The organism is Nitrosospira lacus, from assembly GCF_000355765.4.
GTDB classification, from domain to species: Bacteria; Pseudomonadota; Gammaproteobacteria; order Burkholderiales; family Nitrosomonadaceae; genus Nitrosospira; species Nitrosospira lacus.
On the sequence record NZ_CP021106.3, the window covers coordinates 3129553 to 3143440 of the forward strand.

The following is a 13888-nucleotide window of genomic DNA, read 5'->3' on the forward strand; positions in this document are numbered from 1 at the left end:
TGGGTCCGGAATCCATTCCAAATTTGCAATAGTGCCGCTGGATACCGGCTTTCGCCGATATGAAGTCTGTACTGTTATTCGCCGGCCAGTGGGCGGCTGTATAATCTCGGCTAACAGCGCGATGATAGTGTTTTAGACGAGCCGGCTTCCTCTTTGCATCCCGGCGTAATATGAGTCGCTTATACGATTCATTCTCGGAGTATTCCTTACCTCATGTCCAACCCGCCCCTGGATCTCACTGAAACGCCGGTCAACAGCCGGAAGGTGTTCGATGGCAACCTTTTGCACGTATATCAGGACCAAGCTCGCCTGCCTGACGGCAAGGTGAAAGTACGCGAATACATCATCCATCCCGGCGCGGTAGTAATCATTCCACTGCTCGACAATGGTGAGCTGGTGCTGGAACGTCAGCACCGCTATCCGTTGCATAGGGATTTTTTCGAACTGCCTGCTGGAAAAATTGATCCCGGCGAGGATCCACTGTTATGTGCGCAACGCGAGTTGCTGGAAGAAACGGGCTATACGGCGGCAAGCTGGCGGTATCTCGCCACCTTGCATCCGTGTATTGGCTATTCCAACGAGAAGCTGGTTTATTATCTTGCGAAGGGACTCAACTTCCAAGGTGCAAGCCTTGACGATGGCGAGCATCTGGAAGTGTTTACCCTGACGTTGCCAATGGCATTGGAATGGATTAAAACGGGGAAAATCACGGACAACAAAAGCGTTTCTGGTCTATTCTGGGCAGAGAAAGTATTGCGTGGCGAGTGGTAGCAGTGAACCAAATAACCTGAGTTCTACACTTAATAAGAGAATGCCCCCTAACGAAGCCCCGATAGGTATCTTTGACTCCCGCGTACGAGGCCTCTCCGTTCTTCGGAGCATTCGGCGTGAACTTCCGCCAGAGCATTTGTCGTATGTGGCAGATTCTGGCAATGCGCCATACGGCGCTATGGAGCAGACCTGTGACAGTTCATGCTCTCGTGCCGCCCTCACTTGCATAATGAGGCTGACGAACTCTAATTGGCTGTCGAATTTCCTTCCCGCATAAACATCGCTTACAAGTGGCCGCTGTGGATACGATGTTCATTTTGTTTAGTCTTACTGAGTCATTACATCCACTGAAGCAGATTATTCCGCAAAGAACTCGCGCACCTTGTCCATCCAGGACTTGGCACGGGGACTGTGACGGGAGTCATCTTCCTGGTTAAGCGATTCCAGTTCCTGCAACAGTTCCTTTTGACGGGCGGTAAGCTTGACCGGCGTCTCCACCACCACGTGACACAATAAATCCCCTTGGGTATTGCTGCGCACGCCTTTGATCCCTTTGCCACGCAGACGGAAAATTTTCCCGCTTTGGGTTTCTGCTGGCACCTTGATTTTGGCATGCCCATCGAGGGTAGGAATTTCAATTTCTCCACCCAGTGCAGCTGTGGTAAAGCTTATCGGCATTTCGCAATGCAAGTCGTTATGGTCGCGCTGAAAAACGGAATGCTGCAATAGATGAATAACCACATACAAATCTCCTGCCGGACCATTGTTGACCCCTGCTTCGCCTTCCCCGGATAGACGTATGCGGTCGCCTTCATCCACCCCGGCCGGGATTTTTACCGACAATGTTTTGTGTTGCTTAACGCGTCCTGCGCCGTTGCATGTAGCGCAAGGGCTGGAAATAAATTTGCCGCTGCCATGGCATTTGGGGCATGTTTGCTGGATCGAGAAAAACCCCTGTTGCATTCTTACCTGACCATGCCCATTACAGGTTGGGCATGTGGTGGGAGAAGTGCCAGGCTTGGCACCGTTGCCATGGCAGCTTCCACAAATTTCCATGGTGGGAATGCGGATTTTGGTTTCTGTTCCGCGCGCCGCCTGTTCAAGCGAGACTTCCAGGTTGTAGCGCAGATCGGCACCGCGATAGACGTTGGCATGCCCGCCGCGACCGCCGAAGATATCGCCGAAGATATCGCCGAATGCATCGGCAAATCCTTGAGCCCCGCCACCCGCCATGCTCGGATCTACGCCGGCATGACCATGCTGGTCATATGCCGCACGCTTATGGGGATCGGAAAGGATTTCGTAAGCTTCTTTGGCCTCCTTGAAGTGTTCCTCCGACTTTGGACTATCCGGATTACGGTCCGGATGATACTTCATCGCCAGCTTGCGATAAGCTTTCTTTATCTCATCTTCGCCGGAGTCACGGTTAAGGCCCAGCACTTCATAGTAGTCGCGTTTGCTCATATGGATTTTCTTAAAAATGGAAGCGCAGGAAATTCATTTCTACTGCTTTCTTCCGATGAATGCCAAGCACAGGCGCGCGGAAGAATGACAACTCATCTCTCCGCGACTCCTGCGTCTGGATGTATCAGTATCTCGTTATTTCTTGTTTTTCACTTCCTCAAATTCGGCATCCACCACTTCGCCTTCCACGGGCTTCTCGCCGCCGCCATGGGACGCGGATTCCGCTCCAGGCTGGGCTTGCTGGGCCTGCTCTTGGGAATACATCTTCTCCGCAAGTTTATGCGAGACCTCGGCCAGCGCCTGGGTCTTGGCCTCAATGGCATCCTTGCTGTCGGATTTTAATGCCTCTTCCGCATCTTTCAGCGCATCTTCTATTTTGGATTTCTCCTCGCCATCCAGTTTGTCGCCATGTTCTTTCAATGTCTTTTTCACCGAATGGATCATCGCGTCACACTGGTTGCGGGCGGTAACGAGTTCGAGCACCTTGTGATCCTCCGCGGCGTGCGCTTCGGCATCCTTGACCATGCGCTGTACCTCGTCATCCGACAGACCGGAGCTTGCCTGGATCTTGATCTTGTTTTCCTTGCCGGTGGCCTTGTCCTTGGCCGATACATGGAGTATGCCATTCGAGTCAATATCAAAAGTCACCTCGATTTGCGGCATACCGCGCGGTGCGGGAGGAATGTCGCTCAAATTGAATTGTCCCAGACTCTTATTTCCGGACGCCAGTTCACGCTCACCCTGTAGCACATGGATGGTCACCGCAGTCTGATTTTCGTCGGCGGTGGAAAACACCTGCTGCGCCTTGGTCGGAATAGTGGTATTTTTCTGAATCAGCTTGGTCATTACGCCACCGAGGGTTTCAATCCCCAACGATAATGGCGTAACGTCCAGCAGCAGCACGTCCTTCACCTCGCCCTGCAGCACGCCACCCTGAATGGCTGCGCCCACAGCAACCGCTTCATCCGGATTCACATCCTTGCGCGGTTCCTTGCCGAAAATTTCCCTGACTTTATCCTGCACCTTGGGCATGCGGGTTTGTCCGCCCACCAAGATAATGTCCTCGATGTCGGAAACCTTCACGCCGGCATCCTTGATGGCGATGCGGCAAGGCTCTACGGTGCGCTCGATCAATTCTTCCACCAGGCTTTCCAGCTTGGCCCGGGTGATTCTCACCGCCAGGTGTTTGGGACCGGACGCATCCGCCGTGATATAGGGCAAGTTGACCTCGGTCTGCTGGCTGGACGAAAGCTCAATTTTTGCCTTCTCTGCCGAATCTTTCAGGCGCTGCAGGGCGAGCATATCTTTTTTCAGGTCTATGCCGCTTTCCTTCTTGAACTCATCCACAAGGTATTCGATGATACGCGAGTCGAAATCCTCGCCGCCGAGGAAGGTATCACCATTGGTGGCCAGCACCTCGAACTGGTGCTCGCCCTCCACTTCCGCGATCTCGATAATGGAAATATCGAACGTGCCGCCACCCAGGTCATATACCGCCACCTTGCGATCACCTTCTTTTTTATCCATCCCGAAAGCCAGTGCGGCCGCGGTTGGCTCATTGATGATGCGCTTGACCTCGAGTCCGGCGATGCGCCCGGCGTCCTTGGTCGCTTGGCGCTGCGAGTCGTTGAAATAGGCGGGAACGGTAATGACCGCTTCGCTTACCGTCTCACCCAGATAATCCTCGGCGGTCTTTTTCATTTTCTTCAGCACTTGCGCGGAAATTTCCGGCGGCGCGACCTTCTTGCCGCGCACTTCCACCCAAGCGTCATTGTTGTCGGCCTTGATGATGCTGTAGGGCACCATCTTGATGTCTCGCTGCACCATGTCCTCGTTAAAACGGCGCCCGATCAGCCGCTTGACTGCAAATAATGTATTTTTTGGATTGGTGACCGCCTGACGCTTGGCGGAAGCACCCACCAGAATCTCGCCGTCCTCCGTATAGGCAACAATTGAAGGCGTAGTACGCGCACCTTCCGAGTTCTCTATCACCTTGGGCTTGCCATTCTCCATGACAGCCACACATGAATTGGTGGTGCCGAGATCAATGCCGATAATTTTTGCCATGATTTGATCCTTGTAGTAGTTTGTGCCGAATAATCGCTAATGCGTGAAATGGGGGTTCAGACCGGGATTTCAAGTCTAAAGTCTATTTGGCCTTCGAAACCGATACCAGCGCCGGCCGGATTACCCGGTCATTCAAAATGTAGCCTTTTTGCATCACTTGCACGACGGTATTGGGAGCAAGGCTGGAATCCACCATACACATGGCCTGATGCAAATGCGGATCAAATTTCTCTCCCGCCGGATTGATCAGCTTGATATTAAATCTTTCGAAAACGGTGGTGAGTTGCTTGAGCGTCAATTCCATGCCGCTTTTGAAATTCTCAACCGTTGCATTTTCCACTGCAAGCGCCGCCTCCAGGCTATCCATTACCGGCAGCAGTTCAGTGGAAAAATTTTCAATGGCGTATTTGTGAGCATTGGTAACGTCGACCTGGGCGCGTTTCCGTATATTCTCGGCATCCGCCTTGGCACGCAGCCAAGCATCATGATGTTCCTGCGCGTCAAGCTCGGCTTTCTTCAGTAATTGTTCCAGCCCCGGCATGGTTTCCACCGCCGGTTCCGCTGTTGTGTTTTCATTAACCTCCCCCGCGCTCGCCTGGCCCGTGGTTACAGTCAATTCGGGCTGATCTGGATTGGGCTGTTGTGTATCTGCCATAGTCTCTCCTCCTTTTAATTTAAGCTATATCGGGATGGTTTTTCCGATTTCAAGATCATGCCTGCAGTTCGGCAGCCAACCCTGGTTGTACGGCAATGCTGGCGCAATACGGATAGTGTAAGACACTCGAAGAGAAATGAGCGGGACATGACAATGGCGCAGAAACCCCTAATTCCCGATTCTTCGGGCCAGCACGGCTGCGTTACCGATATAGTTCTGCGGCGTCATTTCCCGCAGGCGGTTTTTTTCGGCTTCAGGAATGTCGAGACCTTCAATGAATTTGTGCAAAGTATTCTTGTTGATGCCATCCTTGCCACGTGTCAATTCTTTCAACTGCTCATAAGAATTGTGCACCCCATGACGGCGCATTACCGTCTGGATCGGCTCCGCCAACACCTCCCAGGCATCCTCCAGATCTTTCATCAAGCGTTCGCGATTGACTTCCAGCTTGCCCAGGCCTTTGCTGCAGGAGTCGTAGGCCAGCAACGCATGTCCCAAGGCCACACCCATGTTGCGAAGCACGGTGGAGTCGGTCAAATCCCGCTGCCAGCGAGACACGGGCAGCTTCTCGCTCAAATGCCGCAGTAGCGCATTGGCGATACCCAGGTTGCCTTCCGAGTTTTCAAAATCGATCGGGTTGACCTTATGCGGCATGGTGGATGAGCCCACTTCGCCATTCCGGGTCTTCTGCTTGAAGTAGCCTAATGAAATATACCCCCACACATCGCGGTTGAAGTCCAGCAATATGGTGTTAATTCGGGCATAGGCGTCGAATAACTCAGCCATTGCGTCATGTGGTTCAATCTGGGTGGTGTAGGGATTGAATTCCAGACCCAGTTTCTCTACAAAATCCTGTGCAAATCTTTCCCAGTCAAAATTCGGGTAAGCGGCCAAGTGGGCGTTGTAATTACCCACCGCACCATTAATTTTTCCAGGAATGGCTACCCTGGCAAGTCGTTCTTGCCCCCGCCGCAGCCGATGAGCAGCATTGGCAAGCTCCTTGCCTGCCGTTGTGGGCGTGGCGGGTTGACCATGCGTACGGGAAAGCATGGGCGTATCAGAGAGTTCATGCGCCATCCGGATAAGTTGGATAATGATTTTTTCCAGTGCTGGAAGCATCACCCGGTCACGGCTGTGGGCCAGCATCAATCCATGGGAGAGGTTGTTGATGTCCTCCGAAGTACAGGCGAAATGGATGAATTCCGCAACCCGCACGACTTCGGCATTCTCGGCCAGGCGCTCCCTGAGCCAGTATTCCACGGCTTTTACGTCGTGATTGGTACGTGCCTCGATAAGCTTGACCGCCTCCCCGTCGGCCTCGCAGAAATTTGCCGCGATACTGTCAAGCTGCGCGATCGTACCGGCAGAAAAAGGCGGCGCCTCCGCAATGGCGGGAGTATGGCTTAATGCTTTGAGCCATTCGATTTCCAACTGAACGCGGTAACGAATCAGGGCAAGTTCACTGAAATAAGGCCGCAGACCGGCAACTTTGCTGTGATAGCGTCCGTCAAGGGGGGAAATTGCGGTAAGAAAAGACGAGTTCATATTATCCTGAGTCCGGCGGCTGACTGCTCATTTCCCGGTTTAGTATTATGATATATAAATACTATCAGTCTCTTGAATTTCACCGGCTGCTGCATTTTAACATAGCGCCGAGGCTACGCCATGCGGGATGGAAAGCCGATATAATACGCACACCTGAATAAAATTGCCGCCAAGGGATGTCATGAAACTTATAGGATCACTTACCAGCCCTTACGTGCGCAAGGTGCGCATCGTTCTGGCGGAAAAACGCATAGGTTATGATTTTGAGGTGGATAGCCCATGGAACGTGGAGAGTCACGTGTCGGATCACAATCCCCTGGGAAAGATACCGGTCCTCATTCTTGACGATGGCTCCTCCTTATTCGATTCACGTGTGATTGTCGAATATCTCGACAGTGTCAATCCCGTATCCCGCCTGATTCCCGAACCCAACCGGCATCGCATTATCGTAAAGCGCTGGGAAGCCCTGGCGGACGGTATCAGCGACGCCGCCGCCACCGTGTTCCTTGAACGCAAACGGCCGCGCACCGAACAAAGCGTGGAATGGATCTCGCGCCAACTGACGAAGGTTACCCACGGACTGGAAGCGGCCGCCCGCGACCTGGGTGAAAAAAAATGGTGTGATGGGAATACCTACACCCTGGCCGACATCGCACTGGGCTGCACACTGGGATATCTGGCTTTTCGCTTTCCGGAAATCGAATGGCGCAACACGTCGCCCAATCTTGCGGAACTCTCCGGCAGGCTGGAAAAACGGACTCCATTCATGGAAACTGCGCCAATAGGATGAGAAGCAGGATCGAAAACGTATTATTCAGCCGTAATCACCCCTCCTCCAAGACATACCCTGCTCTCGTAAACGACGACTGATTGCCCCGGCGTCACCGCCCACTGAGGCTGGGCAAATTCGATTTTGCATCGGTCCTGCCCGATATGCGCAATAGCACAGGGTGCATCAGGTTGACGATAACGGGTCTTGGCGGCATAAACCCAGTTGCAGTGTGGCTCGCGGCCGCTTATCCATGTCAGGTCAATAGCATCGAGCACGGGCAGGAATAAATCAGGGTGATCGTGGCCCTGTACCACCGTCAGGATATTCCGTGCCATATCCTTGGCTGAAACAAACCAGGGCTCGCCATCACCGTTCCTTATCCCGCCGATGCCCAATCCCTGGCGCTGGCCGATAGTGTAGTACATCAGCCCGACATGTTTCCCCATGACCGTACCGTCCGGCGCCTGTATTTCTCCCGGCTCATGCGGCACGTAACGGTTGAGGAATTCCCGGAACGGCCTTTCCCCGATAAAACAGATCCCGGTGCTGTCTTTCTTGGAAAAATTCGGTAATCCATAATTCCTGGCGATTTTACGTACATCGCGTTTATAAAGATGCCCAATCGGAAATAACGTTCTGGAGAGTTGCCGCTGGTTCAGGCGATAGAGAAAATAGCTCTGATCCTTCGTTCCATCCTCGCCTTTCAGCAACTGGAACAAACCGTCTATTTCGCGTACCTGTGCATAATGGCCGGTAGCGATATGGTCGGCGCCGAGCCCGACCGCGTGGTCGAGAAACGCCTTGAACTTGATTTCGGCGTTACACAGAACATCCGGGTTGGGCGTGCGCCCGGCCTTGTACTCGGCAAGAAACTGATTGAAGACACGTTCCTTGTATTCCGCCGAGAAATTCACCGCTTCCAGGGGAATTCCGATGATATCCGCCACCGAGGCGGCATCGATCAAGTCCTGCCGAGATGAGCAATACTCGCTGGTGTCATCGTCTTCCCAGTTTTTCATGAAAAGACCGATGACGTCGTAGCCTTGCTGTTTTAACAGCAGCGCGGCGACGGATGAATCCACCCCGCCCGACATGCCGACCACCACACGTTGTTTACCCATCGCTTCCAGTGAATTCAGGCTTAATCGTAATGAGTAAGGATATCCAGAGAGTAGCGCTTACCCGCCAAATGATCTTCGACACACCTCATCACCAGCGGACTGCGGTGACGGTTGGTCATTTCGCGAATTTCATCGACGCAAAACCATCCTGCGCGCAAGATTCCCGCATCCAGCGGGCGATCGGGATCATGACCGGTGACGCAACCGGCAAAAGCAAAGCGCAGATAGGTAACGTTGTCGGCACAGGAGTGCCAGCGGTAAATACCCAGCACCCATTGCGGAGCAAAAGTATAACCGGTTTCTTCCAGGGTCTCCCGAACCGCCCCCTGAATGATGGATTCATCTGGTTCAAGATGTCCTGCTGGCTGATTGAACAATACGCCGCTGCTGGTTTGCTCCTCGACCAGCAAGTATTTCCCATCCTGCTCCACGACCGCCGCAACGGTGACATTGGGCTTCCAGATCATAATCTCCTGGTCATCTTCAAATATTGTAAAAAAGAAGAAAGCGTGCTTCCCAACCCGCATTCTATCGTCATCGCCCGGCGGACAGAAATAATGATGAAGCGCAGCCGAAAAAATTTGGGTGCCGCGTCATGCACTTTGCCGTATCCCGGTTATGGATGACATCCATCTTCAAACGGCAGGCTTCAATGTATAACACACGTTGGTGCTTCTCTCCAAAACACGAGTAAAATAGGCAAGTTTGCATGCTTTGCTCGCGCGAGCATGCACCATTCATCATTAATTATCGGGAGATACCATGTACCAGCACATCAGGACGCCGGCCGAAGGCGAAAAAATCCGGGTCAACGCAGATTTTTCCTTGAGTGTGCCGGACAACCCCGTTATTCCGTTCATCGAAGGTGACGGGATTGGTGTAGATATTACACCCGTGATGAAAAAAGTCGTGGATTCAGCAGTAAGCAGGGCTTACAACGGTAAGCGCAAGATTTCGTGGATGGAAATTTATGCCGGCGAGAAATCGAACCGGATATACGGTGAAAACGTGTGGCTGCCCGCAGAGACATTGGAGGCCGCACGGGAGTATGTGGTTTCCATCAAGGGACCGTTGACCACGCCGGTCGGTGGCGGCATTCGTTCCATTAATGTGGCCTTGCGCCAACAACTTGATCTCTATGTGTGCCTGCGTCCGGTGCGGTATTTTCAGGGCGTGCCAAGCCCGCTAAAAAATCCGGAAAAAACCGATATGGTAATTTTCCGCGAGAATTCCGAGGACATTTACGCCGGGATTGAATGGGAAGCCCAATCGGAAGATGCGAAAAAGATCATCAATTTTTTGATAGATGACATGGGCGTCACCAAGATACGCTTTCCACAAACGTCGGGGATCGGCATCAAGCCTGTATCCAGCGAAGGGACTGAACGCCTGGTGCGCAAAGCCATACAGTATGCGATAGATAACCAGCGCCGCTCGGTCACATTGGTGCATAAGGGCAATATCATGAAGTTCACCGAAGGCGCATTCAAGAACTGGGGCTATGCGCTGGCGGAAAGGGAATTCGGAGCGAGCCTGCTAGACGGCGGGCCATGGATGAAGTTGCCCGAAAACAAGGGCGGTATCGTTATCAAGGATGTGATCGCCGATGCTTTTCTGCAACAGATTTTATTGCGCCCTGAGGAATATGACGTGATTGCCACATTGAATCTGAACGGTGACTACGTTTCCGATGCTTTGGCGGCCCAGGTGGGAGGCATCGGCATAGCACCCGGTGCCAATCTCAGCGACTCGATTGCGATATTCGAGGCAACTCATGGCACCGCGCCAAAATATGCCGGAAAGGATCAGGTTAATCCTGGATCACTCGTCCTGTCGGCGGAAATGATGCTGCGGCACATGGGTTGGGGCGAGGCTGCTGATCTGATAGTTCGTGCGATGGAAAAAACCATCCAGGATAAAATTGTGACTTATGACTTTGCACGCCAAATGCCCGATGCTCGGAAAGTCTCATGTTCGGCATTCGGCGAGGCACTGATCGACAGAATGACTTGATATCTTCTTCGTGATTGCATGTTTGAAAAAAACCCCTTGCCGCTTTAACCGGCAAGGGGCTTGATAATCCTGTAATTACAAGCTGATCGCCATTTTACGGCGTCAGCAGTGGGATCACTAGGCAGACTGAATATTTGAGGCTTGTTTGCCCTTCGGACCCTGTGTGACTTCAAAGCTCACTTTCTGGCCTTCCTTGAGAGTTTTGAACCCGGACATATTGATTGCGGAGAAATGAGCAAATAAATCTTCGCTGCCATCATCCGGGGTGATAAAGCCAAAACCCTTGGAGTCGTTGAACCATTTCACTGTACCTGTTGCCATTATTGCTTCCTATAAAAAAACCGGGCCGGAAACCCGAACACTGTTTGAGTTTCAAGACCGCAAAACGGCTGTAACCGGTACTGCAGAGAGCTTGAAGCCAAACGCCAAGAGCCGTTTTACGCAAATCCGTTGTTCAAGTCAAGTAGTCCATGCACTTATTTTATAGAATTGCAATAGAATAATTTTATCAAGGTACTTGAATATTTCAGTGTAATCATCAAATATATGAATGAAAGCTCATCCAGTTGTGGCTACGTTCCGACTGGCGAGCAAACAAGATAGGAATCATGTATGGCAATGAGAGATCATGGGGATGTTGTACTGGAGGTTGAAAAGAGTAAACTCAAGCCACCACCAATGTTTAAAGTGATATTGCTGAATGATGATTTCACACCGATGGATTTTGTGGTGACCGTGTTGCAGACATTTTTTTCCATGAACCGAGAACAGGCAACGCAAATTATGCTCAAAGTTCATATAGACGGTGCGGGAGTCTGCGGAGTTTATCCCAATGATGTCGCTATTACCAAGGTTGAGCAGGTGGTCACATTTGCAAGGCAGCATCAACATCCGCTTAGATGCGTGATGGAGGAGACATGAAATGATTGCTCAAGAGCTGGAAGTCAGTTTACATATGGCATTTGTCGAGTCGCGGCAGAAGCGCCACGAATTCATCACGGTGGAGCATCTGTTGCTGGCTATGCTTGACAATCCTACCGCCGCCGAGGTGCTGCGTGCTTGTTCGGTTGACATAGACGATTTGCGCAGACTGCTGGCGGAACATGTTACCGAGAATACGCCGACAGTGGGCGGCAGTGGTGAAGTTGACACCCAGCCTACGCTCGGTTTTCAGCGCGTCATCCAGCGTGCGATTCTGCATGTCCAGTCTTCTGGAAAGAAAGAAGTCACCGGCGCCAATGTACTGGTGGCCATATTCGGCGAAAAGGATTCTCACGCGGTTTATTTTCTGCACCAGAAGGGAGTAACGCGGCTCGACGTGGTGAATTATATTTCGCATGGCATTAGCAAGGTGCCGCAAGGTAGTAGCGCCAAAACCGAAAGTGAAGGCGATACCGAGCAGGAATTGGGCGCAGGCGGCGCACTCGAAAGCTACGCTGTGAATTTGAATACCCAGGCTCTCGCGGGAAAGATCGATCCCTTGATCGGACGTGAGAAAGAATTGGAACGTCTGATACAGACGCTATGCCGTCGTCGCAAGAACAATCCCCTGTTGGTGGGTGAAGCGGGAGTGGGCAAAACGGCCATTGCCGAGGGGCTGGCGCGCCGGATCATAGAGAATGACGTTCCCGATGTACTTGCGCACCACCAAGTGTACGCCCTGGATATGGGCGCCCTGCTGGCCGGCACCAAATACCGCGGCGATTTCGAGCAGCGTTTGAAGGCAGTGTTGAAACAGTTGCTCGACAGCTCCAATGCCATTCTTTTCATTGATGAAATTCACACGCTGATCGGCGCGGGCGCGGCTTCTGGAGGAACGCTCGACGCCTCCAATCTCCTCAAGCCGATACTGAATACGGGCCAGCTGAAATGCATCGGCGCCACCACTTACAGTGAATACCGAGGAATTTTTGAAAAGGATCACGCTTTGTCACGCCGTTTTCAGAAAATCGACGTGCCTGAGCCGAGCGTGGAAGAGACGGTGGCCATCCTGCGGGGCCTGAAAGCCCGCTACGAGGCCCATCACGGCGTCAAATACACTGCGATCGCGCTCACCACAGCCGCGGAACTGGCAGCACGCTTCATCAATGACCGCCATTTGCCGGATAAGGCAATAGATGTCATCGATGAAGCCGGCGCGGCACAACGTATCCTGCCCAAATCAAAACAACGCAAGGTGATCAGCAAGCACGAGATCGAAGATATTATTGCCAAGATCGCGCGCATTCCGGCACAAAATGTCTCCAGCGACGACCGCACGACCCTGAAGACGCTGGATCGCGACTTGAAAGCTGTCGTGTTTGGCCAGGACAAGGCCATTAATGCATTGACGACGGCAATCAAAATGGCGAGGAGTGGTTTGGGCAACCCGCAAAAACCGGTCGGCTCGTTCCTTTTCTCCGGCCCCACCGGCGTCGGCAAGACCGAGGTGGCGCGGCAGCTGGCCTACGCATTAGGTATTCACCTGCATCGTTTCGACATGTCTGAGTACATGGAGCGGCATGCGGTGTCACGCCTGATTGGTGCGCCACCAGGATACGTCGGGTTTGACCAGGGTGGTCTGCTGACCGAGGCCATCATCAAGCAACCCTATTCGGTATTGCTGCTGGATGAAATTGAAAAGGCTCACCCGGATATTTTTAATATCCTGCTGCAAGTGATGGATCACGGCACCTTGACGGATAACAACGGCCGCAAGGCGGATTTCCGCAACGTAGTCATTGTCATGACCACCAACGCGGGGGCCGAATCGCTTAGTAAAGCCTCTATAGGCTTCACCAAGTCGGCGCAGGCGGGTGACGAAATGGCGGATATCAAACGCATGTTTACACCTGAGTTCCGCAACCGGCTGGATGCGATCATTTCCTTCGCTGCTCTGGACCGGGATGTGATTCTGCGCGTAGTAGACAAGTTCCTAATGCAGCTTGAAACGCAGTTGCATGAAAAGAAGGTGGAGGCGATATTCACTGATGCGCTAAGAGAATATCTCGCCAGGAATGGTGTTGATCCTCTCATGGGCGCCCGCCCCATGGCACGGCTCATTCAGGACACCATACGCAGCGCCCTGGCGGATGAATTGCTGTTTGGACGTCTCGCCAATGGCGGCAGGGTGACGGTGGATATAGACACAGATAATAAGGTGAAACTTCAGTTTGAGGAAGAAACCGCTGCTGCTGTGTAAAGACAGGAGTGAAGTAGGGACAAAAAAGGCGCGGATTTCGCGCCTTTTTTACTGAACCTGACTATTTGTCAGACTTTTTGGTACTGGTTTCATACTTGAAAGACAGATTCACTCGCGCGCGATATGCGGTCACCTTGCCATTCTCGATGACCATATCAAGCTTGATTATTTCGGCAACCCGCAAATCTCTCAAGGTTTTTGACGCCACCTTGACAGCATTCTTGGCGGCATCCTCCCAGGATATCTTGCTGGTTCCGACGATCTCTGTTATTCGATAAATGCTATCTCCGGCCATGACC

General features: G+C 52.4%; 13 protein-coding genes. 5 read left to right on the top strand and 8 right to left on the bottom strand.

Annotated elements, in window-relative coordinates:
- The first annotated feature begins 213 nt into the window (after nt 1–213).
- A complete protein-coding gene (locus EBAPG3_RS14305) occupies nt 214–771 on the top strand; it encodes an NUDIX domain-containing protein (protein ID WP_004174362.1) in 558 nt (185 codons plus the stop codon).
- Nucleotides 772–1128: 357 nt separating this feature from the next.
- Here the strand turns inward: EBAPG3_RS14305 and dnaJ are convergent, their stop codons facing one another.
- The 4 genes from dnaJ to purB form a co-directional block, all read right to left on the bottom strand.
- Nucleotides 1129–2235, bottom strand: a complete 1107-nt coding sequence (gene dnaJ / locus EBAPG3_RS14315) for a molecular chaperone DnaJ (protein WP_004174364.1) — start codon at nt 2233–2235, stop codon at nt 1129–1131.
- 135 nt (nt 2236–2370) lie between these two features.
- A complete protein-coding gene (gene dnaK, locus EBAPG3_RS14320; protein WP_004174365.1) occupies nt 2371–4302 on the bottom strand; it encodes a molecular chaperone DnaK in 1932 nt (643 codons plus the stop codon).
- An 82-nt stretch (nt 4303–4384) separates the two neighbouring features.
- Complete coding sequence (gene grpE / locus EBAPG3_RS14325) at nt 4385–4957, bottom strand: nucleotide exchange factor GrpE (RefSeq protein ID WP_004174367.1); 573 nt, start codon at nt 4955–4957, stop codon at nt 4385–4387.
- A gap of 168 nt (nt 4958–5125) precedes the next feature.
- Nucleotides 5126–6502: an adenylosuccinate lyase gene (gene purB, locus EBAPG3_RS14330; protein ID WP_004174369.1), complete on the bottom strand. Its 1377-nt coding sequence runs from the start codon at nt 6500–6502 to the stop codon at nt 5126–5128.
- Between the two features lie 181 nt (nt 6503–6683).
- Here purB and EBAPG3_RS14335 point away from each other — a divergent pair, with 181 nt between their 5' ends.
- Entirely contained in the window at nt 6684–7292 is a 609-nt protein-coding gene (locus EBAPG3_RS14335) for a glutathione S-transferase (protein ID WP_004174371.1), read from the top strand.
- A gap of 20 nt (nt 7293–7312) precedes the next feature.
- On the opposite strand, the gene mnmA is transcribed toward EBAPG3_RS14335, so the two are convergent.
- Together mnmA and EBAPG3_RS14345 are read right to left on the bottom strand one after the other, a co-directional pair.
- Complete coding sequence (gene mnmA / locus EBAPG3_RS14340) at nt 7313–8395, bottom strand: tRNA 2-thiouridine(34) synthase MnmA (RefSeq protein WP_004174372.1); 1083 nt, start codon at nt 8393–8395, stop codon at nt 7313–7315.
- Between the two features lie 20 nt (nt 8396–8415).
- Nucleotides 8416–8862: an NUDIX hydrolase gene (locus EBAPG3_RS14345; RefSeq protein ID WP_040851121.1), complete on the bottom strand. Its 447-nt coding sequence runs from the start codon at nt 8860–8862 to the stop codon at nt 8416–8418.
- Between the two features lie 295 nt (nt 8863–9157).
- Here EBAPG3_RS14345 and icd point away from each other — a divergent pair, with 295 nt between their 5' ends.
- Entirely contained in the window at nt 9158–10408 is a 1251-nt protein-coding gene (icd, locus tag EBAPG3_RS14350) for an NADP-dependent isocitrate dehydrogenase (RefSeq protein WP_004174374.1), read from the top strand.
- A 117-nt stretch (nt 10409–10525) separates the two neighbouring features.
- Here icd and EBAPG3_RS14355 read toward each other — a convergent pair whose 3' ends face one another.
- On the bottom strand, nt 10526–10729 hold the full coding sequence (locus EBAPG3_RS14355; RefSeq protein WP_004174375.1) for a cold-shock protein: 204 nt from the start codon (nt 10727–10729) through the stop codon (nt 10526–10528).
- A 291-nt stretch (nt 10730–11020) separates the two neighbouring features.
- Here EBAPG3_RS14355 and clpS point away from each other — a divergent pair, with 291 nt between their 5' ends.
- Entirely contained in the window at nt 11021–11329 is a 309-nt protein-coding gene (gene clpS, locus EBAPG3_RS14360) for an ATP-dependent Clp protease adapter ClpS (protein ID WP_004174377.1), read from the top strand.
- 1 nt (nt 11330) lies between these two features.
- Nucleotides 11331–13589 carry an ATP-dependent Clp protease ATP-binding subunit ClpA gene (clpA, locus tag EBAPG3_RS14365; RefSeq protein WP_004174379.1) on the top strand — a complete coding sequence of 753 codons (2259 nt, stop codon included), beginning with the start codon at nt 11331–11333 and terminating at the stop codon, nt 13587–13589.
- A gap of 61 nt (nt 13590–13650) precedes the next feature.
- Here clpA and EBAPG3_RS14370 read toward each other — a convergent pair whose 3' ends face one another.
- On the bottom strand, nt 13651–13884 hold the full coding sequence (locus tag EBAPG3_RS14370) for a dodecin family protein (protein ID WP_004174381.1): 234 nt from the start codon (nt 13882–13884) through the stop codon (nt 13651–13653).
- Nucleotides 13885–13888: the final 4 nt, after the last annotated feature.